The sequence below is a fragment of the Cytobacillus oceanisediminis genome (genome assembly GCF_003182355.1).
GTDB classification, from domain to species: Bacteria; Bacillota; Bacilli; order Bacillales; family Cytobacillaceae; genus Cytobacillus; species Cytobacillus oceanisediminis_A.
Genome location: NZ_QGTW01000002.1, coordinates 477,375 through 501,695, shown reverse-complemented (window position 1 = coordinate 501,695; position 24,321 = coordinate 477,375). Strand labels below are relative to the sequence as shown.

Below are 24,321 nucleotides of genomic sequence, written 5' to 3'. Positions count from 1 at the left end.
TATCGACAGGAATCGTCATTTTTTGTGGCCTTTTTCTTAATTCTGCAAAAATAAATAGTTCTTTTTTCCTTCAAAGTTATTTTATCTGCTAAAAAAAGAGTTACTGCAAATCAGGCAGCAACTCTTTTTAGAAAACCCTAATAATAATTTAGAAATAAGCTCTATAGAATATTTATATTTTGATAAGGAACCTTTTCACAAACGATATCTTTTAAAAAAGGCCCCCGCAAATTAAATGCAATTACAAATAGGGCCAGCCTTCAGCATCCCAATGCAGCGGGCGAATCTGCAAATGGGGCTTCCCTTCCAGTAAAGAATCATAGGCATGATTGACAAGGATTGTTGAGTCACCGGAGAAGTACACCGCACAATGACCAGGCCCTATCCACCGTTCACAGCCTGCGTCGATTACCGTTCCGCCCCCCTGCAGCATTGAGACTCCACTTTTATCTTCATATGGCCCTGTTATATCCTTCGAGCGGCCGACAACAATTTTATAAGTGCTTTCCACTCCCCGGCAGCAAAAATCAAATGAGACAAATTGATAATAAAAACCGTTTCGGTAGACGATAAAAGGGGCTTCAATGGTATTAGGCTGCTCCGTCCGGCTTGCAATCGTCAAAAGTTCCGCCCCTTTGGCCGGTTTCATGGTTTCCGGATCCAATTTTATAAGCTTAATTCCAGACCAGAATGAACCAAAATTCAACCAAGGAAGCCCTTCCTGGTCAACAATCAAATTGGCATCAATGGCATTATAATCATCAGAGGCTGCAGAGTGAATTACATACCCTCCATCCTTCCACTCATAATCGGGATTTTCCGGGTCAAGAGTTGTATTCGTTGCCAGGCCAATTGCTGAGGTGTTCTTTCCGAAAGTGGAAACGGAATAATAAAGATAATAAGTTCCATTGTACAGGGATATATCCGGAGCCCAAATACTATCTTCCGTTTTTTCTGGTACATATTGCTTTGCCCACTCCGGCAAAGAAGAAAAGATCGGTTTTTCTTGTTTCCATTGAAATCCATCCTCGGATGACTTTATTTGGATTCCATTTCCGGTATGAAATACATACCACTTGTTTCCTTCCTTTGCGAGGACAGGGTCATGCGCCAATAAATCACCCTTTAAGTCCCAATCCATTTCATAAAAGTTTACGCCCGCAAAACCTTTTGTATTAAACATCCTGGATTCCCCTTCCTTTTAGCAATTCCTATTCTTTTCACTTCTTTTTCACCTAAATGATTAATTTATATATTACTCACTTAAGTATAATATTAATGATATGAACAGAAAAGCATAAAAAAGCTTATATCCAACTAATCATGGAAAAATAGACTGGACTTAGTTCAAAAAACCAGCTTATTTATCTAAATTAAGAGAATAGTAACATTGTGAAACACCATTATTTCTAGTATTATTAATATATTAATAAATATATTAATAATTAAGAAAATTGTAAGCGTTTAAAAATGAGGGGGGATAAACAAAAACTGCAAACGAAACACCAGCTCGGCAGCAAGTAAATAGTTATAAATTAATCGAGGGGAGAAAGCCTATATGTACAGAAAATCATTACGGAGATTCATTCTTTTATTCTTAATGCTTATATTAATCATCCCAAGTTCAGTTTCTGGCATGAATTCAGGCCAGCCAAGCGAAAAAAGCAACAAACCTTATCTTGATAAACAAGGGGCTGCGCCTGATTTTCAAAATGTCTCGGTTCATGATCCCTCCATCATCAAAGAGGGTAATACTTATTATGTGTTTGGTTCTCACATTGAAGCTGCCAAGTCAGCCGACCTGATCAATTGGGAGTCATTTACGAATGGCTATACAACTCCTAATAATTCTCTATACGGCGACCTGTCCAAAAACCTCGCGGGTTCATTTAAATGGGCCGGCGAAGACGACGCGGATAGCAAAGGCGGTTTTGCTGTCTGGGCTCCGGATGTGTTTTGGAATGAAAATTACCTGAATGAGGATGGAACAAAGGGAGCCTATATGATTTATTACAGCGCCTCCTCCACCTATATTCGTTCCGCAATTGGCTATGCTGTATCCAAAAATATTGAAGGTCCATACAAGTATGTCGATACGATTGTTTATTCCGGTTTTACAAGGGAAGAAGCGTACGATCATAACAGTACAGTAAATAAGAAATGGACCAACACGAATATTAGCCAGCTTATCGAAGATGGCACATTAGCCGGTCCAAGAGACGGCTGGTTCAACAGCAATGGATCATATGCCAACAGACAATTTCCAAATGCGATTGATGCCAACTTATTTTATGACGAAAACGGAAAGCTATGGATGACCTACGGTTCCTGGTCTGGCGGAATCTTTATCCTTGAGATCGATGAGACAACAGGTAAAGCGATCTATCCTGGCAAAGATGGAACGACTTCTGATGGCCGTATGGTTGACCGGTATTTTGGAACAAAGATTGCCGGCGGCTTTGGAAAATCCGGAGAAGGCCCTTATGTGGTCTATGATAAAGAGACTGACTATTACTACTTATATGTAACCTATGGATGGTTAGGCGCAGACGGCGGATATAACATGAGACAGTTCCGTGCGGCAAGCCCGGAAGGCCCTTATCTGGATACTTCCGGACAGGACGCTGTTCTTCCATCCAATACAGATAACTCTCCTTATGGAAATAAAATTATGGGGAATTTTTTGTTTGAACGAAACGTTGGGGATGAAGGCACAGGAATAGGGGTCGGCTATCTATCCCCTGGCCATAACTCCGTCTTTCTGGACGAAGAAACAGGACAGCAGTTTTTGGTTTTCCATAGCCGTTTCCCCCAAACAGGTGAATACCATGAGGTTCGCGTTCATCAAATGTTCATGAATAAAGATGGATGGCCAGTGGTTGCACCGTATCGTTATACAGGTGAAACGCTGGAGAAGGTAAACCGGCAAGACCTGGTTGGTGAATACAAATTTATCAATCAAGGGAAATCGTATTCTGCTGCAATTGAAAAGTCTGTTTATATTTCTTTGAATAAGGACAACAGTATTTCCGGAGATGTGACTGGCACCTGGGAGAAGACAGCCCACAATGAAGCAGAAATCATCATTGATGGCAGTACGTATAAAGGTGTATTCGTTCGACAATTTGACCCGGTTTCAGAACGTTATGTGATGACATTTACGGCATTGTCAGATGAAGGAAAATCTATCTGGGGAAGCAAGCTGTCTGATAAAACAGACGAAGAAATTGTCGCAGATGTTGTAGCTGATTTGGATCTTGGTGATACGGATCAAGTGATTTCTAATCTTGCTCTTCCTGTTATTGGGACAAGAAACTCCAGCATATCGTGGGAAACATCTAATTCAAATGTAATCACTAACACCGGGGAAATCAACCGTCCTGAAGCGGGGGCCGAACCACTGCAGGCGACATTGACGGCTACTATTACAAAGGGTGAAGCATCAGCAGCCAAAACGTTCAACATTACCATCCTGCCATATGACGAAGCAAATTTGGTTGCCCATTATGGCTTTGAAGACAGCCTGAATGACAGCAACGGAAAGTTCGGCGAGGGCAGCGTTACAGGAAATCGGATTGATCATACTGGCGGAACCCTTACTTATGGTGATGGCATAAATGGAAAATCCGCTATATTTAATGGAGAATCTGGTGTACGTTTGCCAGACGGGCTTATCACAGGCAACCAGTATTCTGTATCTCTTTGGGTAAAACCTGAACAATTAACGATGTACACGACTGCGTTTTTTGGAGCAAAGGACAGCAATAACTGGGTAAGCCTTGTCCCGAATGGCCCGGCCGGCGGAAATACAATGGTCTGGTCAGGAAGCGGCAGATGGTATGACGCCCCTGCAGGGATGACGATTAAAACGGGCGAATGGAGCCATTTGGCTTTTACGGTGGATAACGGAGTCATTAAATTTTACGTAAACGGCGCTGAAAAGTTCACTGGAAGCAGCTTCTCAAATATCTTTACAACAAGCAATGCTCAATTCAGCCTTGGAGTTAACTGGTGGGATACACCATTTAAAGGCATGATGGATGAATTACGTGTATATGAAGGTGCGTTAACACCTGGACAGCTTGCTGATTTGGCAGGAAACAAATAAATAGAAGAAGCTTAAAAAAACACAAGAGATGCTGCCATGCAGCCTCTTGTGTTTTTGCCTTTTACGCTAATCCCTTTTTTCATCATAGTAAAGACGGAAGAGAATATCTTGATTATAATTTCCAAATCCAGCCCCAAACAAGGTAACGCCTCCCACATTTTCACTGTCCTCCTGGACGGCAATCCGAAAATCCCACTGTTTTTCACGGATATCAACGTCACCAAGGCTAACTTCAGAAATCTTCATTCCATCCATATATGTACCCTCTGCTGCCACACGAAGGCGCTTTAACAGCCCATATTGATTCACATCGCTTGGCCACCAGGCAGGAGTAAGTTTTCCGCGGCTATCTCCGAAATCTCCCGGACTTGTCCACTTTCCTAATAAAACACCGTTTAGATAAAAATAGATATCTGATGGCCAATTGCTGTTTGTAAAAGGTGCTTCAGATGATAATTCCAATGAAATTTCAAGTTCATTCGGGTCTTGGTTTTTTAGAAGGAAATTCGGAAGCTTATACTCGACATGGCCTTTGCCAAACCACAAAATTTTAGCGTTCATGCGTTCAGAATGAAGGAAATAGCGAGGTTCATCAAATTCCCCGATAATCTTTTCTGTTGTGGCCAAACCACATGTTGGTTCTACTTGTATATCTGTATAATGGCCAACGGAGACTTCAGTCTCGTGAAACTTTTTCTGTTCCCTTTCTTTTGAAGGAAAAATAACCTCCAGTTTTTCAACACGAAGAATGCATCTTTTTTGGGCTCCTGCTTTTCCGCGGACCATTTCGGTCGTAATGATTCCTGCCTTTTCAAGCTTTTTTACATGCATGGTCATAATGGCGCTGCTGAGATCCAGGGACTGAGCCAATTCCTTCACATTCAACGGCTTCTCCGCCAATAAATGAACCATTTTTATTCGAACTTTGCTTGCGAGTGCTTCAAAGACGGGCAGTGACTGCTCCGATAGGTGTAAATTCATGTAAAATACTCCCTTAATAATCGTTAATAAATGTATTAATTATCATACATCTACAGGGGAGGATATACAATATTTATATTCAATTTCTCTTTTGGCAAAAAAAAGAGCACGCTCTTGCATGCTCTTTCGTTTTCTCTTTTCAGGACACCTTACCTCAATGGTGCAAACCCTTTGATTTCTTCTAAAATTTGATCAATTTTTTTCAGTGTCTCCTCATCGAGCTCGACATCTACAGCTTTTACATTTTCCTCAATTTGCTGAGGGCGGCTTGCTCCGATAATCGCGGAGCTGATCCCCTGATGCCTCAGAATCCAGGCAAGGGATAATTGGCCAAGTGTAATTCCCAGCTCCTCAGCCAGCTTGCTGATTCTTTGAACACTTTCTAAAACATCGTTCCGGAAGTAACTATTGATGACTCCGTTAACCGAATCATTAGCAGCCCTGCTGTCTAAAGGCTTTTCCTGATTTGGCTTGTATTTTCCTGTCAGGATGCCTTGAGCTAAAGGAGAAAACACAATTTGGCCGATTCCCTTTTCCATACATACAGGCAGAACTTCCTGCTCGATGTATCTTTCAAGCATATTATAAATCGGCTGGTTGGAAATAAGCGGCCTTAACTGATTCGCCTTGCCAATTTCTATCGCATTATTAATCTGGTCTCCGCTCCATTCACTTACTCCCGCATAAAGAATTTTTCCTTGCTTCACCAGGTCATCCAGTGCGTAAAGCGTTTCTTCCACCGGAACTTCGGCATCATAGCGGTGGCATTGATAGAGATCGATATACTCCAGGCCCAATCGCTTCAAGCTTGCATTGCATTGCTCTATAATATGCTTTCTGGAAAGCCCTCTATCATTCGGCCCGCTTCCCATTGAAAAAAAGACTTTTGTAGCAACAACATAACTGCTTCTAGTGTAATCCTTTAAAGCTTCCCCCAGTACTTCTTCCGCTTTTCCGCCTTCATACGCATTGGCGGTATCAAAAAAATTGATCCCCAATTCATAAGCTTTATGAATGCATTCATGTGCAGTTTGATCTTCAACAGCCTTTCCGTACGTTAACCAGCTGCCTAACCCGATTTCACTGACTTTCAGCCCGCTATTCCCAAGCCTTCTGTATTTCATAAGTATTCCTCCTTTTTGAAAAGTGCACCCTCTTACGCCAGCTAAACTGCGGCCCTTGGTTTATCAACCAAAACCTTTTTCTCCCACGCCCTGCTTCTCCATCTGAAATACATAATAATTCCTCTAAACCACTCATCTGCAATAAAAGCAATCCAGACTCCAGCAAGCCCCATTCCCATATGTATGCCTAAAATATAGGAAGTAGGGACGGCAATGCCCCACATCGAAATCACACCAAAGATGACCGTAAATGCAGCATCACCCGTGGCACGAAGCGAGTTGATCACAACAATGTTAAGTGTCCTGCCGGGTTCAAGAATTAAGCAAAGCAATAATAATTGGCTGCCAATCTCTATAATCTGCCGGTTATCCGTAAAAATGCCTAGCAGTTCAACTCTAAATATAGAGATAAGGATTGCTATGAAAATCGTAATAATAAAGCTGTATTTCAAACTTTTTAACAGCTGGCGATAAGCCCCGTCAAAATCGCCGGCACCTACCCGGTAGCCAATTAAAATCTGAGTTCCCTGGCCGATCGCTAAACCAAACAATAAAATGAAAGACATGATATTCCAGGTATAGACCCGGGTTGTTAAGGCAGCAGCCCCCATTAGTGCAATAATGGCAGTCATGGCCATTTGGCTTGTGTTATAACTCATCTGTTCACCGGCTGCAGGCAAACCAATTTTTAATATCTTTTTAATCTGCTGCCATCGAAAACTGACATAATCATTCAAGACAATTTTTATTGGCAGCCTCCTGTATAGGAAATAAAACGCGAGGCCCAAAGCAGCAGCCCTGCTGACCGCGGTTGCAAGCGCCACGCCTTGAACACCCATATCCAGGAAAAATATCGCCACAGCATTGCCTGTTAAATTGACAATATTCATTGCAATCGCGACAAACATCGCTTCTCTCGTAAATTGATAGGCTCTTAGAATAGAAGAAACAGTAACAAGCAATGCCTGAAAAAACAGCGTTCCACCCACAATCGATAAATAGGTGATTCCCATTCCGAGTAAATAGGAGTCCAATCGGAATATACTTAGCAAGCGCTCTTGAAAAAGAACCATAAGGACACTGACCAGGAGTCCTGCTCCCAGGTTGATGGTGATGGAGATGCCGGAAGCTTGTTTGGCGTCCATTTGCCGATTGGCGCCTAAATATTGTGAAATCAGTACCGCAGTGCCCGTTGAGATAAAACTGAAAATCAAAATGGCAAAAAAGACAAGCTGGTTCGCCACACCTACAGCCGCGACCGCTTCATCGGAAACATAGGAAAGCATGATGGTATCTGTGCTTCCCATGATCATCTGCAAAAATAATTCAATAAAAAGAGGCCATGTAATTGCCCTTAGCGAGAGCGTCTTTTGGCTGTATTCAATTGAGTTTCCCATATGGACCACCTTCTAATTAAAAGCGTAAGCGCCTTGCTCAGCCTCTACAAACACATCTAGCTGTCCAACGCTTCCTTCAGCGGATAGAAAAAGATTCATACCAACATTTGATATGAACCTTCCCCCATCCCTAATAGAATATTTTTAGATTTCAAGACTAACCGGGTTATTTAGGAAAACCAAAGTTCGGTGTCCCATCTTCATTCCAGGCAAACTCCTGAGCCCGGGCATGCCGGTTTGGATCATATAATGGATCGCCGACAATCTCGGTATAGGTTCTTGCATGGTAGACGAGAATATCCTTCGTATCATCCTCGGAAACTGTAAAGCTATTATGCCCGGGGCCATATTGCCCTGTCTCAAGGCATGTCTTAAAAACAGGCTCTTCTGTTTTGCTCCATGAACCCGGATCCAATACATCACAATCTTCATCTGCCGTTAAAAGGCCCATGCAATAATTCTCATCCGTCGCACTTCCGGAATAGGAGATGAAGATTTTCCCATTGCGCTTTAGAACAGCAGGCCCTTCATTCACCCAGAAGCCAATTGTTTCCCAATCATATTCCGGTTTCGCAATCATGACTTGCGGCCCTTTGATTGACCACGGGTTTTCCAGAGGAGCAATGTAAAGGTTTGAGTTTCCTTTAATTTGCGGGTCTTTTTGGGCCCAGACCAAATACTGCACTCCCTTGTGCTCAAAAGAGGTAGCATCAAGAGCAAATGACTCCCAATCGGTTTTAATCCGGCCTTTTTCCTCCCAGTTGCCTTCAAGCGGATTAGCCGATTTGTTTTCAATGACAAACATCCTGTGGTCAAAAAGTCCATTGATGATCTCTTTTGATTTGGCTGCCGCAAAATAAATATACCAGCTGCCATTGATATAATGAATTTCCGGTGCCCATATCAAGGAACTCATTGGCCCGGTTTCATGCTTCCTCCAGGCAACGACAGGTTCTGCCTCCTTGATTCCTTTTATGGTTTTTGACCTTCTAACCTCAATGCGGTCGTATTCAGGAACGGAAGCAGTAAAGTAATAATAGCCGTCCGTATGCTTGTATACCCATGGATCGGCTCTCTGTTCTATAATCAGATTTTTATTTGCGTTTTTATCCATCATTTTTCTCTCCCTTCTTTGGTATAGTTCCTATTTTTCATCCGGAACGGGTACACCGAAATTCGGTGTCCCATCTTCATTCCAGGAGAAAGCCTGGGCACGTGTATGCCGGTTCGGGTCCCAAAGGGGATCCCCAACAATATCACGATAGCTGCGGGCATGGTATATAAGGATATCCTGGCTGCCATCCTCTGAGACCGTAAAACTGTTATGCCCCGGTCCATACTGGCTATTTTCCTCACTTGTCTGGAATACAGGTGTTTCTGACTTGACCCAGGATGCCGGATTTAATAGATCGCTATTTTCATCTGCTTCCAGCAGACCCATGCAATAATTAAAATCGGTTGCACTCGCAGAGTAAGTCATAAAAATCTTTCCATTTCTCTTAATAACAGCCGCTCCCTCATTAACCAGGAAGCCAATCGTTTCCCAATCATACTCAGGTTTTGCAATCATCACCTGTGGCCCTTCACTCGTCCATGGATTGGCCATTTTGGCAATATACAGGTTTGAATTCCCGGCAATTTCAGGGTCTCTTTGCGCCCAAACATAGTATCTTTGCCCTTTATGATCAAACGTTGTGGCATCAAGTGAAAAGGATTCCCAGTCTGTTTTCACCTGGCCCTTTTCGACCCAATTGCCTTCTAAAGGGTTCTCGGCGTCATTTTCAATGACATACATACGATGGTCAAAAATAGCATCCTCACGGGCAGCAGCATAGTAGATATACCATTTTCCATCAATATAATGGATCTCCGGAGCCCAAATATTGGCACTCATTGCACCGTTTTCATGCTTTCTCCAGGCAGTGACTGGTGATGCATCTCCTAGCCCTTGAATGCTTTTGGACCTTCTCAATTCAATCCGGTCGTACTCGGGAACAGAGGCTGTAAAATAGTAATAACCATCTGTATGCCTATACACCCATGGATCGGCTCGCTGCTCAACGACAGGATTTCGAAAAGTTTCTAGTTTTTGCATGAATATCACCTTTCTTTTCAAGTTTTACATGAGGGCTTTATAACTTCATTTAAAAATTTTAATGCTGTAAAACGATCCCTTAAATGATGCGCTTCCGATAAGCTATTTTCCACCAGGCCTTGGTCAATTCCAAGCTGTTTTGGAAAACTTTCTCCGCCTAGCGCTTCAAGCCAGCCCCGGATTTGGAATGCACCTGGTATAGCTGAATAGAGATCAAGAATTTCCTCAAGATGGTCATTGATATTTTTGACTATATTTTTATTGGCTGCTGAATTTCGTTCCAATTTAACAGGATTCTTTAAAGACTGGATAAACTCCTGTTTGTAAATGTCTGAAAGCAAGGCCGCGGATACACCTACCTTTGCTCCATGAAGCACAGCCGGCCGGTTTTGTTTTAAAAATGCCATTTCCCAAAAATGGGATAAATGGTGCTCACCGCCGGAAGCTGGATGCGACTGCCCAAAGACCAGCATGGCCAGCCCGGATTTGATAAGGGCTTCAATCAATAACCTTATCCCTTCCTCCTTGCCTTTTGCAATAGGATCGATGCTGGCTATACAGGAGTCCAGCGATTGGCGGGTCATTTCCGCCACAAGAGGACAATACGGCTCTCCTGCAGCAAGATGGCCAAATCGCCAATCAGCAAGTGAAGTAAATTTGGCGATCATATCCCCGAAACCAGCTGCAATCATTTTCTTTGGTGCCTTTAGCAAAATATCCAGATCGGCAAAAACAGCGATTGGGGAAGTCATCTGAAATGTTTTCTTTACACCTTTGACGATCAATGGAGCCCCTATTGAGGTATAACCATCAACAGAAGGGGCAGTAGGGACAGAAATAAAGGGGATATCCATTTTAGCGCTGCAGAAGCGGGCAATATCATGGAGTGTCCCTGCCCCGACTGCAAAAATTACATCCGTATCTGAAGGAATCTCCAATAAAGCCTGGACCAATGATTTCTCATCTGCTGCAACATCGCCATTTTCGTCAGGCCTTATAAGACTAACAATAAGCTTTATCCCTGTTCTGTCTAGCGATTGCGACAAACCCTCTCCTGCGGCTGCGAAGGTTTTTTCGTCTGCTATGATCACACCTTTTTTAAATGCCTTCTCTTGCAGGTAAGCAGCGGCTTCCGCTAATGCACCTTTTCCTATGGAGATCTTTTCAATTGGAATATAATTATGTGGATTTCCGCACTGACACGTTCGGGCAAGGTCCCTAATATCCTCCATATATTTTTCCATCTTCCGTCCCTCCTGCTCTTATTTGGCTTATTAATTTTCACCTGTTCCAAATTTATAGACAGTGGCTGTTTTATATTCTTCATCCTTATCGAGAATCCACGAAGGGAATTGAGGATGGTGAACTGCATTAGGGTGGCCTTGTGTTTCCAGGCAAATACCGAGGTATTTGCGGCATGGCGCACCAAATATTTCGCCCGCTTCTTTCAATTGGTTTCCAGAGTAAACGACCACACCTGCTTCATCCGTTTCAATCGTTAAGGTCCTTCCGCTTTCCTCGTCGGTCAAGACAATTTCCTGGTCATGACGGGCACTTAATAGGAACGGATGATCATACCCTTTCCCTGCCAGGATGGTTTGCGGGTGTGAGGAAGCTGCTCCTGTATGGATGAAACGATTGGCCGTTAAGTCGAAAGGAGTGCCTTGCACCTCCGCTATTTCTCCTGTAGGCAGCAGTTCATCAGTCAATGGGAGGTATTTGTCGCTTTTTATTTTCAAGGTATGCTGTAAAACATCTCGTTTAAGATTCCCGCTCAAATTGAAATACGAATGGTTGGTCATATTTAAGAGAGTTTTTTGATCAGACTTTCCATCATAACGAATGGTTAACTCGTTCTGATTGTTTAGGGAATAGGTAACTGCAACTTTCAGGTTGCCAGGGTAGCCTTCTTCCCCATCCGGACTCATATATGAAAAGCGGACACCAATTTCCTGCTCATTTTTCAAGATTTCTGCATCCCAAACAATTCGATTAAATCCTTTTAAACCGCCATGGAGATGATTGGTGTTTTCATTTTGTGCCAATGAATAGCTCTTGCCATCCAGTTCAAAGGAACCGCCCTTAATACGTCCTGCTGCTCGTCCAATAACAGCTCCCAGGAAATAGGAGTCCTCAATATACTCTTCCAGCGTGTCATAACCGAGGACAATATTTTCAACGTTGCCATCCCTGTCAGGAACCATGATTTTTGTAATGACGCATCCATAGTTCAGACAGCTGAATTCCAAACCTTTTTCATTTTTTAGAGTGAATTTAAAGACGGTTTGCTCTCCAAGTTTTCCAAACTCTTCTTTGATTACCTCCATACTTTGCCTTCCTCCTCTTTCTTTCATGGAAAAAACGTTTAAATAAAAGCATTCCATACCTTTACCGCCACAGAGGACAGTGAAGATATGGAAAGGGTATCCATTATTGACGTTTTGTCAGGCGAATGACCATTTCCCTAAATTTAAAACACATCTAGTTTAGGTAGAATGCCATGATTCCGCTCGACTAACTTACCTTATCCCATTTGGGTTTCCCGGAAAACGGGCAGCTTTTGTTTTTAAATTTAGCCCGATAGCGGACAATACATCCGCTATGGGCACAGGTGGTACCGTAACGAAGAGAATCGCAGCTTTCACATGCCGATATTCTGGCCTGATAGACTTCCTCGGAAACAATCAGCATCGCATTTTCCTCCGTGTCCCTCACGAGTTCCCGGATGACTTCCTCCGTGACAATGACGCTATCGACACAGCCTTTACATGGATTTCGTTTGCTCACTTCTCTTCTCTCCTTTAGGTCCTATTCAATCGCTAATGTAACCACAGACATTGGCGGCAGTTTGATGGCCAATTTATTATTTTCCATGCTGACACCTGTAAACTCTGCCGGTTTAACAGCATCTGGCTGGTCAAAGGTATTATGGGCGTCCATCTTGTCAGCCGTAATGATTATTCCATTAACCTTTGTCTCACCCGCACTAATCCCTCTAAGGTCCAAGTCGAGCCCAACTTCATTTTGATGGTCAATATTACACAAGCTGACATGTATTTTTCCTTCAGCATTTTTAGAAGCGGAAACCGTGACTTGCGGCAAAGTTTCACCATTCAATTCATATGTTCCGAACTTGGAATCTACAGAAAGAAGTTCAGCATCCTGGTGGACTTTGTACATATCAAATACATGGTAGGTTGGCGTAAGGATCATTTTTTCGCCTTCAGTTAAGATCATTGCCTGCAGCACATTCACGGTTTGGGCAATATTCGTCATTTGGACGCGCTCTGCATGATTATGGAAAATATTGAAATGCAGTCCCGCTACTAGAGCATCACGAATGGTATTTTGCTGGTACAAGAATCCCGGGTTGGTTCCTGGCTCAACATCAAACCACGTTCCCCACTCATCAATAATCATGCCTATCCGTTTTTGCGGATCGTATTTATCCATAATCGTGCTATGCTTCGTGATCAGCTCATCCATATGAAGAGCTTTTTTCATGGTGATGAACCATTCATCTTCCGGGAAATCAAGTGCACTGCCTTTTCCCAGCCAGAAGTCCCCAGGGATCGTGTAATAGTGCAGGCTTAGTCCATCCATTAGCCAATGGGCGTTTTTCATTAACACTTCTGTCCAATTATAGTCATCGACATTGGCACCGCCGGCAATTTTATAAATTTTGTTCCCGCCATAATTTCTTACATACGTTTGATATCTTCGATAAAGGTCTGCATAATATTCAGGGCGCATATTGCCCCCGCAGCCCCAGTTTTCATTACCTACTCCGAAATATTTTAATTTCCATGGCTCCTGACGGCCATTCTCTCTCCGCCAGTTTGCCATTGGCGACTCGCCTTCAAATGTCATGTATTCAACCCATTCAGACATTTCCTGAACTGTTCCGCTTCCGACATTTCCGCAAATATATGGCTCGCAATCCAGCAGCTCACATAAGAGCATAAACTCATGCGTTCCAAAATGATTGTTTTCAACCACACCGCCCCAGTGCGTATTCACCATTCGTTTACGGTCTTCCCGGGGACCCACGCCATCTTTCCAGTGATATTCGTCGGCGAAGCAGCCGCCCGGCCAGCGAAGCACAGGTACTTTAATTTGCTTTAATGCTTCCAGAACATCATTGCGGATTCCCTTCGTATTCGGTATGGAGGAATCTTCTCCCACCCAAATTCCTTCATAAATACACCTTCCCAGGTGTTCTGCAAAATGGCCATAAATATTTTTATTAATCGTTGCCTTTTTTATATCAGCATTGATAACTACTTTATTCTCCATGGAACCTGCCTCCTAATGCTTTTTTGAAAAAACAGGGAATGATTCATTCCTTTATAGAAGCTCATCGCTCTTTAATAATAGTGTTGGGATGCACCTTTATGTATGGTCTATAGCAAACATCAAGGCTATTATTTCTAATAGCCTTTAATGCTTTTAAAAGATTCACTTGAACATGAATGATTAACGATAGATTAAGTCGTTCCAGCGCAATTCGTTGTTGAAAGCATGCGTGTTGGTGTCATTATTAATGACGAGTACCTCAATGTCCGTTAACTCGGCAAAATCAATCAGCTGCTCGGTTGTGACATGGTAAGAGTAGCAAGTATGATGCGCTCCGCCGGCCTGAATCCAGTTCTCAACAGCTTGGCTTAAAGATGGCTGGGTTTTCCAAAGGACTCTCGCTACAGGCAAATTAGGCATTTCCTTTTCCGGCTGTACGGCATCAACTTCATTAATTAGGAGACGAAAACGATGTCCAAGGTCAATAATCGATGCATTCAGAGCAGAACCGCCTTTTCCATCAAATACGATTCTTGCAGGATCTTCCTTGCCGCCAATTCCAAGCGGATGAACCTCAATCCTTGGCTTCGTAGCAGAAATGGTCGGGCAAATCTCCAGCATATGGGCACCAAGAACAAGTTCATTGCCCGGCTCAAAATGATACGTATAGTCTTCCATGAAGGAAGTGCCTTTGTTGCCAGCAATGATTTTCATCAATCTTACAAGAGCTGCGGTTTTCCAATCTCCTTCACCCGCAAATCCATAGCCTTGCTCCATTAAACGCTGGGCAGCCAGGCCAGGAAGCTGATTCATGCCATGCAAATCCTCAAAAGTTGTCGTGAAAGCTGTGTATCCGCCTTCAGTTAAGAAGGCTTTCATTCCCAGTTCAATTCTTCCCTGGTAGCGGATGGAGTCCCGAACAGGACCCTCAGTACGTCCTTCAGGGGAGATGTCATATTTCTCTTCATATTCGGCCATTAGCTGATTTAATTCTTCTTCTGTGACGGCATTCATATATTCAACCAGGTCACCGACTCCATAGCCATTGACAGTCCAGCCAAATTTAATTTGCGCTTCTACTTTATCGCCTTCGGTTACAGCTACCTGGCGCATGTTATCACCGAATCTGGCAACCTTTAAGACTTTGCTTTCTGCGACAGCAGCGGCCGTATTCATCCAGCTGCCGATCCGCTCTTTGACCTCCTGGTTTCCCCAATGGCCAACCACAACCTTGCGCTTAATCTTCATCCGGCTGTGGATAAAACCATGTTCCCTGTCACCGTGTGCAGATTGGTTTAAGTTCATGAAATCCATATCAATGGAATCCCAAGGAATATCCTGGTTAAATTGAGTAGCAAGATGCAAGAGCGGCTTTTGCAGGGCAGATAATCCTGCAATCCACATTTTTGAAGGCGAGAAGGTATGCATCCATGTAATAATCCCTGCACAATTCTCATCAGCATTGGCTTCAAGGACCAGTCTGCGGATTGCTTCAGAATCCTTAACCACTGATTTAAAAACTAGTTTATATGTAATAGAAGAATCATCGTCCAGACCATTTACAATGGTCCTTGAATTTTCTTCTACCGCCTTAAGAACATCTTCTCCGTATAGCAGCTGGCTTCCAGTGACAAACCAAAATTCATATGCTTTAGTAGTTAACAAGGTAACTCCCCCTATATAAGTCTTCTAGTGTTAAAAGCGAAATACTTAAACTTATCCGTACAAGTAAAGCTATTTTTGTCCATAATAAGCGGCAGCCCCGTGCTTTCTTAGATAATGCTTATCCAGAAGAAACTGGTCCATTGATTGAACAGCCGGGTTAAGCTGGAATGTTTGAAGAGCCATTTTAGCTACTTCTTCTAATACGACTGCATTATGTACAGCCTGATGAGCATCCTTTCCCCAGCAAAATGGAGCATGGTTTGACACAAGTACACCCGGTACAGCGAGTGGATCCAAGCCTTTCTTTTGGAAAGTCTCAATAATGACGTTTCCAGTTTCCAATTCATAAGCGCTTTCCACTTCTTTTTGAGTCATTTCCCGTGTACATGGAATTTCTCCATAATAATAGTCTGCATGAGTGGTTCCAAGCGGGGGAATGGGACGGCTCGCCTGCGCCCAGCTTGTCGCCCATGGCGAGTGGGTATGGACAATTCCTCCGATCCTTGGAAAAGCGCGGTAGAGTGCAAGATGGGTTGCTGTATCAGAGGAAGGGCGCAAAGAACCTTCAACGATATTTCCATCCAGATCAACCACAACAAGATCTTCCGCTTTCAGGTCTTCATAGGGGACTCCGCTCGGCTTAATGACAACAAGGTTCTGCTCACGGTCAATACCGCTTACATTTCCCCAGGTAAAAGTGACCAAGCCATGCTTTGGAAGATCAAGATTTGCTTCAAGTACTTCTTGTTTTAATTGGTCGAGCATACTGTATCAGCCCTCTTTCCTGCAGCACTCGTGCTTTTGATTTTTTTCAATGTTTTCATGACATTGTTTTCACCCTTGCCAAAGTATTCATAAAGGCGGGCATACTCCTTGAAAAGCTGATCATATACCTCAGAATTTTTAGATATTGGTTTATAAACTTCTTCTTTAACTCTTCCCATGTCTTTCGCTGCTTCTTGGATGCTGTCATAACCGCCGCGCTCTTTTCCCGCCGCGACAGCGCCAAACATCGCAGATCCTAAAGCAGGGGTTTGAGAAGAAGCCGATATTTTAATGTCCATATTCAATACATCCGCATAAATTTGCATCATCAAGGCATTTTTCTCTGCAATGCCGCCTGCAGCAAACATTTCATCAACAGGGACACCATTGCTGCGGAATGTCTCGACGATCATGCGTGTACCATAAGCTGTAGCTTCAATTAAAGCACGATAGATTTCTTCCGGCTTCGTTAATAAAGTAGCTCCCACAAGCACTCCGGTAAGATCTGCATCCACTAGCGTTGAACGGTTCCCGTTCCACCAGTCAAGCGCTAAGAGACCGCTTTCACCAACCATCAATTTACCTGCCTTTTCTGTTAACAGCTGATGGATGTTGATTCCTTTTTCTTTTGCTTCTTCCTGGTAGCTATCTGAAACACAATTTTCAGTAAACCATTCAAAATGGTCCCCTACACAAGACTGCCCTGCTTCGTATCCCATATATCCTGGAATCACGCCATCTTCAACAACACCGCACATGCCGGGAACAACTTCTTCTTTATCTCCTAATACAATATGGCAGGTTGAAGTACCAATAATCATCAGCATTTTTCCGGGGTCAGTTATCCCAACAGCTGGAACAGCCACATGAGCATCAACATTGGCAACAGCAACAGCTGTTCCCGGGTTTAAGCCGGTCAGCTTGGCACTTGCCTCCGTAATTTCACCTGCTTTCGATCCAATCGGAACGATTTCAGTTGATAACTTATCTTCGACTACATTCTCCAAACGGGGATCCAGAGCTTTAAAGAAATCCTTAGACGGATAGCCTTCCTGTTTATGCCAGATAGCTTTATAACCAGCTGTACAGCTGTTTCGTTTAAGCCCTCCTGTCAATTGATAAATAACCCAGTCAGTAGCCTCAAGGATCTGGTCAGCTGCAGCATAAATCTCAGGTGCTTCATTTAAAATCTGCCATACCTTAGGGATCATCCATTCAGAAGAAATCTTTCCGCCGTATCGCTGCAGGAATTTTTCCCCCCGCTGCTCCGCTATTTCATTCAAGCGATTGGCTTCATCCTGTGCAGCATGATGCTTCCAGAGCTTCACATAACTATGGGGATTTCCCGCAAATTCCGATTTCAAGCATAATGGCGTTCCAACAGAGTCAATCGGCAGGACCGTACACGCTGTAAAATCTATGCCCAATCCGATCACATCATCAGGAGAAACTCGTGCTTTCTCTAATACTTCCGGTATGGTAATCTGTAAAACTTCCAGATAATCTGAAGGATGCTGCAAGGCCCAATCATGCTCAAGCTTTGTTGTGCCGTCGGGCAAAAACTCATCCATTACTCCGTGAGTGTATGGTTTTACAGCTGTTGCAACCTCTTTGCCTGTTCCAATCTCAACAAGGACTGCTCTTCCTGATTGCGTTCCATAGTCAACACCAATTGAATATTTAGCCATCGGTACCACCTTGCCTTTACTAAGAATGCGTTTTCATTAAAACTTAAATATAAATCGAGTTTCATAGATTAGTCCTAACAACTATGAAGCTCGAAAAATCAATTTGCACAATTATAGAAATTTATCCGTACATGATATATGAATATTCAACTTGTACGTATAACCTAATTTGATTTTACCACCTATGAATATTTTTTCAATGGTATTTTTAATAAATTAATTGAAAAGTTTTTATATAAGTGTGAACAATTTAAAAAATGGCTCTGTTAAAACTCGCGTGTTGACTTCTCATGCAGGCACTCGCTATCCGCGGCTACCGGGAGCTTCCTCGGCTTTTTAAGCCTGCGGGGTACACTTTTCCCGCATGAAAGAGTATACATCGCACGAAGGAAATCCCAATGATTTTCGTGGAATCTCGCGCCTTCTGCTCCAATCAACATGGTACTAAATCGACAATTAGCCTTAACAGAGCCTAAACATTACAAAAAATCCTTGATTAGCTGTCTCTCAACACCCGTACCCCAAAGACCTTCGGCACTTTTTGCCCTTCATGCGCCCTGAATTGGACCCTTACAGTTTTCTTTCCTGCAGTAAGATTGAGCAGTGGCAGTCCGTACTTTACCAATACAAACGTATTCAATTCTTCTAGTACAACTTCTCCTTTTTTCAGTTTGACTCCATCGATCGTCAAATCAAAGGAATTCATGTTTTCAATCTCCTTTGTATACATGACAAGGAGATGATTGGGCCGGTCAGGCAGCACATTTAACGTAAAAGAAAAAGATCCCCCTGGCCATGTATCCCGGTATTTTCGGTTGGAGAGTATTCCATAGCCAACATGCTCCCCTTCAAATTCATGGTCACGCTCCGGCTGCATTTCTCCGGGCTGGAAAAAATCTACTGTCCGCTGCTGCAGCTCCTGTTTCTTTTCAACAGAGGATTTATAAGAGATCTCTTTCTCTTTCCATTCTTTTTTTGTAAAAACATCCCAATACACAGTTGTGCTTCGATCATGCAATTGGTAGAAAGGGGATATCGTCACATCCCTAGGATAACCAAGCTGGTCCATAGCATAATGATGATTCTTATCCTTGACCATTTTTAAATGGCGTAGGACATCTTCCTCATCTGTGACTAGAACAGGGGTAAATAAAAGATCGGTTTTATCATTGCCCTCATCACTAGGGCCAAGATCACCAGCAAGAACAAGCGGTCCTTTCATAATGGCCATTCTATTTTCATTGTCAGCCATTCTTTCCACACGCAAGGTCATTGGAACTTCCAATTCTACTGTATCGCCGTTCTTCCACTGGCGTTCAATCTCAATAAAACTTGAGGGGTTTCTATCATTTTCCACCATATCGCCATTGACCTTTACCGTCATCCCTTTTTCTGCCCAGTATGGCTGGCGGATAAAAAGAGAGAAAGCTGCAGACTTGGAACACTCTACTTCGATTTTAACGGAACCATTTTCAGGAAAATCAGTACTTTGGTTGATAACGATCCCTTTTTCGCTCCACTCTAGCCTGGATGGGATAAATTGATTGATATATAATTGCTGATCGCCATAGAAATAAATACCTTCCCCATACTTCGCATGGTTCTCCATACCCGATCCGACACAGCAGGTAAAGTCTTCAAACTTAGAGTTATAGACTTTATGGCCGCCCATATCCAAGGAAACAAAGTAGGTGACAGTTCCTTCGGCAGGGTGCTGCGAAGCTAAAATATGATTATATAAAACCCGCTCATGGAAATCCCCCTGTTCTGCAAGAGCATTCCACTGAAAAAGATGCTTTGTCAGTTTTAACATATTGTAAGAATTACAGGTTTCGCATGTATTCGCTCCAAGGCGGTCACTTAATTGGCCCGGATGGCCAAAATGTTCATTCATGCTGTTTCCGCCGATAACATAAGAGTGACGGTGGACAACCTGGTTCCAAAAGAATTCGGAGGTCCGGCGGTAAACTTCATTTTGGGATAATTCGTATTGGCGGGCAGTACCAACGATTTTAGGGATTTGGGTATTTGCATGCTTTCCTGCCAGATTATCTATTCCCTCAGCAAGAGGGTTTAATATTTCATGATGGTGGAATCGTTCGGACAACTTCCAGAAACGATCATCCCCAGTATCTTCTGCAAGATCGGCCAGTACTTCAGACATTCCGCCAAATTCACAGTTCAGTACTTCCTGTACCTGCTGGTCATCCAGATTTAAAAATACATCGCTGAGCCATAGCCCCAGCTTCGATTCAACCTGCAGCGCCTTATCGCTCTTGGCATATTTATAAGCATCACGCAGGCCTGCAAATATTTTATGGATGGAATATAGCGGAACCCAGCCCCCATTTAAATCAAAACCCTGAGAGCGAATGTCTCCTGCCTTCACTTCTTCAAATATCTCTTTCCCGCGCGGAACACCGCCAATATAGCCATTGCCATTCGCAATCTGGCAATCTTCCAATTCATCCACTATATAATGTACTTGTTTAAAAAAACGCTCATCTCCAGTGGCAGCGCCCATTATCGAACAGGCAGACAAGTAATGTCCAAGGGTATGTCCCGAAATGCCTTGTGCTTCCCATCCGGGATAGTTCTCGGCCTTTGGCTGCAAACCTGCATATTCACGGTATCGGGAAAGCAATCGATCAGGTTCAAGCTGCAGCAAATATTCCTTATTTAACTCCATTGCCTTCTTGAACGGCCCACCTGTTATACGGACTCTATTAAGGTCAAATCCTTTCACCTTCATATTTATCGCTCCTCTTTGCTATATATTAGTCCAATCGTTTCTTTCCCCAAATAACAGTTCCTTCTTGATCCATGCCCGTGAATATCAAAGTCGGATTCCAATTCTCCCAATCCCATGCCGGCAGCAATTTTACTTTATATGTCCAAAAATCGCCTGGAACTGCACCTGGCTCATAAACAGAAAGGATCAGTGTGTTGTCCTCTTTTAACTCCCATTTGCTTCTGCCGCTTTCATCTTCTATTTCTCCTTTTTTCTTTAAGATTAATTTCTCTGAACCTTGCATCCTATCATCATATCTCGGCAGGATAATCTGTTCCCATTTCCCAATAAGTTGGGACTCTTTTACTTTTTGTTCTGTTTCACCTGCATAGCGTTCAGGGGAGACAACTGGCCAGCCATCTTCAGTCCAGACTATTTTTCTTACATGCAAATGCGACCAATATTTATCCTCACCTGCTCTAGCGTTATGAATTAAATAAAAATCTTCGTCATCTTCTAAAAAAGCACTATGGCCCGTACCGAGCCAGCCTGTGTCGTTTTCAAATGAATAAGCTCCAACCAATTTGATGCCTGTATCAAAAGAATCATCACTGAGATCAGTCATATCTTTATTGTTGAAATCGGTATACGGTCCCGTAACGTTTTTTGACCTGCCTACCCTTACATTATAGGTATCTTCAAGCCACTCATAGGAAACGGTTAAATAATAATAATCCGTATCCTGGTTATAAATAATTTCGGGAGCTTCAATTCCAAAATTCATATTTTTCCTTTGGGCAATAAGCGTCCCTTCCTCATTGGGATTTACCAATTTCCCGGTCACCTGGTCAATCTCCGTGATAAAAATGCCTCCAAAATAAGAGCCATACACCATCCAGGCCTTCTCACCTTTACCCATGACTATATCGGGATCAATCGCATTGACCGTGTATTTATCGCCTTCCCTTGTCTTAAATACAACCCCCTCATCCTTCCAGGGACCCTCTATGGAGCTGCTGGTAGCCAGACCTATGTACGAGTTTCTTTTCCCAACTTCGGAAACGGAATAGTATAAATAAAATTTATGATTCATCTCGATAATGTTTGGTGCCCAAAAAGTCGTTCCTTTTGTCCATTTCCATGCCTCTTCAGAGACCTGATCAAACACACGGCCAACGAACTCCCAATGAATTAAGTCCTTGGACTTTCTCACCTGAATTCCAGGTGTTGGCGGAGCTCCAACCATATAATCCGTTGAAAACACATAGAACCAATCTCCTGTTTTGATAATGGCTCCATCATGAGTGAAATTAGTCGTCCACGCCTCTTCCTTATAAAGGATATCGGTGTTTACCTTGTTTAAAGGATTCACAGCAGGAGGAGAAGGCAGGTTCAAATTCGAAAGGTCTTTGCCTTCTGGTTGATTGTTTATATCAATTAGATAAAAGCCTAAAAATAACAACAATGCTGTGACCGCTGCAAAGATAGCTGCTTTTCCCGCTTTGTTCATAATAATCCCCGCACTTATATATATTTTGTTCTGTTTAAGAGAACTGCTAAAACAAAGGCACTTATCGCTAAAATGATAAGTGCCTTCCCTTGTTTTATTTTCAAATGGCATCAAAAAGATTATTTCTAAATTTGCTTATCCTTTTACTCCGGAAATGGCAATAGATTCAATTATTTGCTTTTGGAAGATGATAAATACAATAAGCATTGGAAGCAAAGCAACCACTGAAGCCGCCATAATTAATGGATAATCACTTTGAATCGCATATGACGCGTTAAAGTTTGCGATTACCAGCTGCAGTGTTTGTTTTTCAGGTGAGTTCAGGTAAAGGATCGGACCCAAATAATCATTCCAAATGCCCATAAACCATAAAATCAACTGTGCTGCTACTGCCGGCTTTATTAATGGAAAAATAATCTTGTAAAAAATTTGGAAATATGAACATCCATCAATCTTCGCCGCTTCGATAATTGAATTTGGAACGCTTGTTAAATATTGGCGCAGGAAGAATATCATAAATATATTCCCAAATAGGCCAGGTACAATTAAGGGCAATAATGTATCAACCCAACCTATACTTGAAAACATAATAAATTGGGGAATCATAACCACCGGGTATGGAATCATCACGGATGCAAAAAGCATAATGAAGATATTGTTTCTTCCTGGAAACTTAAGTTTCGCAAAGGCAAATGCGGCCAGGCTAGAAGTGAAGGTTCCTATCACCGTTACTGTAACGGCTACTATCAAACTATTTGAAATACCCGAAAGGAGGGGCCCCATTTCCCAAATCTCTGTATATTTACTGAACGAAATGGTTTCCGGAATCCAAACCGGCGGTAAAGCAAATACATCTTCTTTTGTTTTAATAGAAGTCGAGAACATCCATAGCAATGGCGCTACCATAAATACGGCGCCAATACTTAAAAAGATAAAAACAAAAATATTTGTCGTTCTATTTATTTTTTTTTCTGACCTGAGCGCAGCCACTATTTCCTTTTTCTCTGCAAGTACAGTTTCCATCCTATTAAGCCCCTTTCTGCTAGTTACTCACCTTTATTTAATCCATGTCAAAGGAATTTTTTTCGTTTATCCTAAACTGGATTAGCGTAATGATAAAGATGAAAAGCCCAAGTACCAAGGCCATAGCCGATGCATAACCTAGTTGGAAGCTTCCAAATGCTTTTTGCCAGATATAAAATACAACAGAGGCAGAACTATATTCAGGACCACCGGTTGGTGTCATAACATTAATTTCAGTAAATATTTGGGCGCCGCCAATAATATTGGTTACAACTATGAAGAAAGTAACTGGTTTTACCATCGGGAGAGTAATATGCCAAAAAGCCTGAAATGCGTTAGCACCATCTAGTTTGGCCGCTTCATAATAAGTAGCCGGAACACTTTGAAGAGCAGCCAAATAAAGCAGCATCGTAAACCCCAAACCTTTCCACACCGCCATGATGATCAGCGCAGGCTTGACGGTAGATGTGTTCTGCAGCCAGTTAGGCCCTTCTATTCCGAAAATAGCCAAAAACTGATTGACTAATCCATAATCACCGTTGTAAGCCCATTGCCATAAAATCGATACTGCAGCAATAGAAGAAACAACCGGGATATAGTACAGCACTCTAAAAGTATTGGTTCCAGGAATCCCTCTATTTAATGCCAGGGCCAAAAGCAAGGCAATCACAATCCCTATTGGTATGCCAAGCATCATAAAAATTGTGTTATACATCGATTTATAGAAATATTCATCCTGAAATACATTTTTGAAGTTTTCCAGCCCTACAAATTCCATTCGACCGAGACCGTTCCAGTCGGTAAAAGCACCATAAATGGAGTACGCTAAGGGGGTCATGGCAAAAAGGAGGAATCCTATAATAGGGGCAGCAATAAAAAAGTAAGCATATCTTTGTTCAGTGCGATGCAGTTTGGATTTCGCTATCATTTTCCCCACC

At 42.7% G+C, this 24,321-nt stretch carries 18 protein-coding genes; 1 reads left to right on the top strand and 17 read right to left on the bottom strand.

The features are described from left to right. Positions 1–241: 241 nt before the first annotated feature. Positions 242–1,183, bottom strand: coding sequence for a family 43 glycosylhydrolase (locus DFO73_RS06610; RefSeq protein ID WP_110063980.1), 942 nt, complete (start codon positions 1,181–1,183; stop codon positions 242–244). A 375-nt stretch (positions 1,184–1,558) separates the two neighbouring features. On the opposite strand from DFO73_RS06610, the gene DFO73_RS06605 reads away from it, so the two are divergent. Beyond that, positions 1,559–4,108: a LamG-like jellyroll fold domain-containing protein gene (locus DFO73_RS06605; RefSeq protein ID WP_110063979.1), complete on the top strand. Its 2,550-nt coding sequence runs from the start codon at positions 1,559–1,561 to the stop codon at positions 4,106–4,108. A gap of 66 nt (positions 4,109–4,174) precedes the next feature. Here DFO73_RS06605 and DFO73_RS06600 read toward each other — a convergent pair whose 3' ends face one another. The 16 genes from DFO73_RS06600 to DFO73_RS06525 all read right to left on the bottom strand — a co-directional run bounded on the left by DFO73_RS06600 (position 4,175) and on the right by DFO73_RS06525 (position 24,311). Next, positions 4,175–5,089 (bottom strand): ArsR/SmtB family transcription factor, encoded by a 915-nt coding sequence (locus DFO73_RS06600; RefSeq protein ID WP_110063978.1) that lies wholly within the window; start codon positions 5,087–5,089, stop codon positions 4,175–4,177. Positions 5,090–5,238: 149 nt separating this feature from the next. Then, positions 5,239–6,213, bottom strand: coding sequence for an aldo/keto reductase family protein (locus tag DFO73_RS06595; protein ID WP_110063977.1), 975 nt, complete (start codon positions 6,211–6,213; stop codon positions 5,239–5,241). Between the two features lie 41 nt (positions 6,214–6,254). Further along, positions 6,255–7,610: an MATE family efflux transporter gene (locus tag DFO73_RS06590; RefSeq protein ID WP_181395939.1), complete on the bottom strand. Its 1,356-nt coding sequence runs from the start codon at positions 7,608–7,610 to the stop codon at positions 6,255–6,257. Positions 7,611–7,776: 166 nt separating this feature from the next. Beyond that, positions 7,777–8,727 (bottom strand): glycoside hydrolase family 43 protein, encoded by a 951-nt coding sequence (locus DFO73_RS06585; RefSeq protein WP_110063976.1) that lies wholly within the window; start codon positions 8,725–8,727, stop codon positions 7,777–7,779. 27 nt (positions 8,728–8,754) lie between these two features. Next, positions 8,755–9,705 carry a glycoside hydrolase family 43 protein gene (locus DFO73_RS06580; protein WP_110063975.1) on the bottom strand — a complete coding sequence of 317 codons (951 nt, stop codon included), beginning with the start codon at positions 9,703–9,705 and terminating at the stop codon, positions 8,755–8,757. 17 nt (positions 9,706–9,722) lie between these two features. After that, positions 9,723–10,949, bottom strand: a complete 1,227-nt coding sequence (locus DFO73_RS06575; protein ID WP_110063974.1) for a sn-glycerol-1-phosphate dehydrogenase — start codon at positions 10,947–10,949, stop codon at positions 9,723–9,725. 30 nt (positions 10,950–10,979) lie between these two features. Then, entirely contained in the window at positions 10,980–12,032 is a 1,053-nt protein-coding gene (locus DFO73_RS06570; protein WP_110063973.1) for an aldose epimerase family protein, read from the bottom strand. A gap of 187 nt (positions 12,033–12,219) precedes the next feature. Next, complete coding sequence (locus DFO73_RS06565; protein WP_110063972.1) at positions 12,220–12,492, bottom strand: DUF6171 family protein; 273 nt, start codon at positions 12,490–12,492, stop codon at positions 12,220–12,222. A gap of 21 nt (positions 12,493–12,513) precedes the next feature. After that, a complete protein-coding gene (locus tag DFO73_RS06560) occupies positions 12,514–14,001 on the bottom strand; it encodes an alpha-N-arabinofuranosidase (protein WP_110063971.1) in 1,488 nt (495 codons plus the stop codon). Between the two features lie 180 nt (positions 14,002–14,181). Beyond that, complete coding sequence (gene araA, locus DFO73_RS06555) at positions 14,182–15,666, bottom strand: L-arabinose isomerase (protein ID WP_110063970.1); 1,485 nt, start codon at positions 15,664–15,666, stop codon at positions 14,182–14,184. 69 nt (positions 15,667–15,735) lie between these two features. After that, a complete protein-coding gene (gene araD / locus DFO73_RS06550) occupies positions 15,736–16,431 on the bottom strand; it encodes an L-ribulose-5-phosphate 4-epimerase (RefSeq protein ID WP_110063969.1) in 696 nt (231 codons plus the stop codon). Beyond that, entirely contained in the window at positions 16,416–18,119 is a 1,704-nt protein-coding gene (araB, locus tag DFO73_RS06545; protein ID WP_110063968.1) for a ribulokinase, read from the bottom strand. Before araB ends, araD begins: the two co-directional genes overlap by 16 nt. Positions 18,120–18,615: 496 nt before the next feature. Continuing rightward, positions 18,616–20,871 carry a glycoside hydrolase family 127 protein gene (locus tag DFO73_RS06540; RefSeq protein WP_110063967.1) on the bottom strand — a complete coding sequence of 752 codons (2,256 nt, stop codon included), beginning with the start codon at positions 20,869–20,871 and terminating at the stop codon, positions 18,616–18,618. Between the two features lie 25 nt (positions 20,872–20,896). Further along, a complete protein-coding gene (locus DFO73_RS06535) occupies positions 20,897–22,360 on the bottom strand; it encodes an arabinan endo-1,5-alpha-L-arabinosidase (RefSeq protein ID WP_181395938.1) in 1,464 nt (487 codons plus the stop codon). Positions 22,361–22,495: 135 nt separating this feature from the next. Beyond that, on the bottom strand, positions 22,496–23,266 hold the full coding sequence (locus DFO73_RS06530) for a carbohydrate ABC transporter permease (RefSeq protein WP_258309287.1): 771 nt from the start codon (positions 23,264–23,266) through the stop codon (positions 22,496–22,498). Positions 23,267–23,420: 154 nt separating this feature from the next. Beyond that, complete coding sequence (locus tag DFO73_RS06525) at positions 23,421–24,311, bottom strand: carbohydrate ABC transporter permease (RefSeq protein WP_110063964.1); 891 nt, start codon at positions 24,309–24,311, stop codon at positions 23,421–23,423. Between the last annotated feature and the right edge of the window lie 10 nt (positions 24,312–24,321).

Bases quoted from the DNA above. Each gene is read 5' to 3' on its own strand.
- DFO73_RS06580 (WP_110063975.1), bottom strand. From the start codon at position 9,705: ATGCAAAAACTAGAAACTTTTCGAAATCCTGTCGTTGAGCAGCGAGCC.
- DFO73_RS06590 (WP_181395939.1), bottom strand. From the start codon at position 7,610: ATGGGAAACTCAATTGAATACAGCCAAAAGACGCTCTCGCTAAGGGCA.
- DFO73_RS06570 (WP_110063973.1), bottom strand. From the start codon at position 12,032: ATGGAGGTAATCAAAGAAGAGTTTGGAAAACTTGGAGAGCAAACCGTC.
- araD (WP_110063969.1), bottom strand. From the start codon at position 16,431: ATGCTCGACCAATTAAAACAAGAAGTACTTGAAGCAAATCTTGATCTT.
- DFO73_RS06525 (WP_110063964.1), bottom strand. From the start codon at position 24,311: ATGATAGCGAAATCCAAACTGCATCGCACTGAACAAAGATATGCTTAC.
- DFO73_RS06530 (WP_258309287.1), bottom strand. From the start codon at position 23,266: ATGGTAGCGCCATTGCTATGGATGTTCTCGACTTCTATTAAAACAAAA.
- DFO73_RS06610 (WP_110063980.1), bottom strand. From the start codon at position 1,183: ATGTTTAATACAAAAGGTTTTGCGGGCGTAAACTTTTATGAAATGGAT.
- DFO73_RS06560 (WP_110063971.1), bottom strand. From the start codon at position 14,001: ATGGAGAATAAAGTAGTTATCAATGCTGATATAAAAAAGGCAACGATT.
- DFO73_RS06575 (WP_110063974.1), bottom strand. From the start codon at position 10,949: ATGGAAAAATATATGGAGGATATTAGGGACCTTGCCCGAACGTGTCAG.
- DFO73_RS06535 (WP_181395938.1), bottom strand. From the start codon at position 22,360: ATGAACAAAGCGGGAAAAGCAGCTATCTTTGCAGCGGTCACAGCATTG.
- DFO73_RS06600 (WP_110063978.1), bottom strand. From the start codon at position 5,089: ATGAATTTACACCTATCGGAGCAGTCACTGCCCGTCTTTGAAGCACTC.
- DFO73_RS06595 (WP_110063977.1), bottom strand. From the start codon at position 6,213: ATGAAATACAGAAGGCTTGGGAATAGCGGGCTGAAAGTCAGTGAAATC.
- DFO73_RS06605 (WP_110063979.1), top strand. From the start codon at position 1,559: ATGTACAGAAAATCATTACGGAGATTCATTCTTTTATTCTTAATGCTT.
- DFO73_RS06585 (WP_110063976.1), bottom strand. From the start codon at position 8,727: ATGATGGATAAAAACGCAAATAAAAATCTGATTATAGAACAGAGAGCC.
- DFO73_RS06540 (WP_110063967.1), bottom strand. From the start codon at position 20,871: ATGAAGGTGAAAGGATTTGACCTTAATAGAGTCCGTATAACAGGTGGG.
- araB (WP_110063968.1), bottom strand. From the start codon at position 18,119: ATGGCTAAATATTCAATTGGTGTTGACTATGGAACGCAATCAGGAAGA.